The 1,500-nt window shown below is 66.9% G+C and carries 2 protein-coding genes; both read right to left on the reverse strand.

Annotated elements, in window-relative coordinates:
• Positions 1-152: 152 nt before the first annotated feature.
• Positions 153-449 carry a hypothetical protein gene (locus tag H629_RS0113805; protein WP_024357813.1) on the reverse strand — a complete coding sequence of 99 codons (297 nt, stop codon included), beginning with the start codon at positions 447-449 and terminating at the stop codon, positions 153-155.
• Positions 450-464: 15 nt separating this feature from the next.
• Complete coding sequence (locus H629_RS0113810; protein ID WP_205618719.1) at positions 465-1,214, reverse strand: tyrosine-type recombinase/integrase; 750 nt, start codon at positions 1,212-1,214, stop codon at positions 465-467.
• Positions 1,215-1,500: the final 286 nt, after the last annotated feature.

Consider the following 1,500-nt stretch of genomic DNA (forward strand, 5'->3'; position numbering starts at 1 on the left):
CCTACGGACTCATGACCGCCGATCAGATCGGCTCCGTGCTCGTGCTCGCCGCCGCGCTGCTCAGCGTCACCGGCCTCGCCGTCGCACACCCGACGCGCGACTAGCAAGAACGCAGAGAATCCCGTCGACCTCGACGGGATTCTCTGCGCGTGCTATTTGTTCTCGAGGGTGTCGGAGGGTAGGCGCGGTCCCAGACCTGCCACGATCCCCGAGGCGGCCAGGAGCGGGGCGGAGGCTATTGCGCCGATCGCTGCGATGACCCACCCGGCGACCTGTTGCTCTTCCTGCCCGTAGCCGGTACTCGTGAATCCCAAGAACAGGCCGAGCGCGGCGAGCGCGGCGAGGCACCCTCCCGTCACGAGCAGGGCGTTGAACGGTGCGCGCGCGGCAGGCGTGAGCGGCGTAACTTCAGTGTAGTCGCGCTCCGGGGCGCTCTGATCTGCGTTCATGAGCCGAGCATAGCGTTAGCCGACGGCTCGCTCAGCCGCCGCGAGCATCCCCAGGCGCATCTGGCTGTCCCGGGCGGGGGTGTAGATCTGCGTGGTAACGACCGATGCGTGCCCGAGGAACTTCTGAGTGGCGCGAAGATCGTAACCGGTGCCCGCGTAGACCTTGCCCGCGCCACGGTGCCGGAGCATGTGGCCGGTGACGCCTGGGGGTAGCGCTCGGCTGAGCAACTTTGAGACGTAGGGGGCTGAGAGGTGGCCGTCGATCCGACCGGGGAAGACGTAACCCCGGGGCCGGTCAAGGATCTCGCGTGCGATCTCGTCATCGAGCGGGATCGTGCGCGTCTTGCCGCCCTTGCCATGCACGATGAGCGAGTGGCCCACTAGATCCTCGATCACATCGTCGGTGTGCACAACCGCGATCTCGCAAGCGCGCATGGCTTCGATTGATGCGAGCTTACCCATGAGCGCGGTGCGTTCGTCGGCCGATCCTTGGATGCGGCGCACGCTCATCTCGTCGGCGGGGCGATGCGTGCCCGGGGGCGCGGGCCGCGACCGGAGCCCCAGCGCTGGGTTATCCATGCGCCGCCCGGTGAGCTGGAGCCACCCGAAGAACTGGCGCGCCGCAGAGCGGGCCGAGCGCCGAGTTTGCGCGCTCCAGTCCTTCGCGCTGAGCCACGCAGCAAGGTCATCGAGACCGACCCTGAGCGGATCGGCGTCGGGCAGCGCGACCGCAAGCCGCCGCAGTTGATAGCTCCGCAGTTTCACGGTCTCGCGTGACGAATCGCATGAGCGGAGGTAGTCGAGCCATAGGGAAATGAGAACGGCCCATTGCGGGCCTGCGATGAGAGTTGGGTGCATTCTTGCAGCCTGTCCAGAAAGCGCTGGCGCTCGGAATCAGGCGGCGCGCCGGGCGCGCCGCTCCTCGCCCCACATCAGGCCGAGACCTCCGAGAGCATCCATGAGGGTACGTGATCTGGTATGCTCGCAGACGTTCGGATAATGATAAACCCGTAATCAGCGGGTCCACGGTTCGAGCCCGTGAGGGCGCACG

The sequence above is a fragment of the Leucobacter chironomi DSM 19883 genome, from assembly GCF_000421845.1.
Classification (GTDB): Bacteria; Actinomycetota; Actinomycetes; order Actinomycetales; family Microbacteriaceae; genus Leucobacter; species Leucobacter chironomi.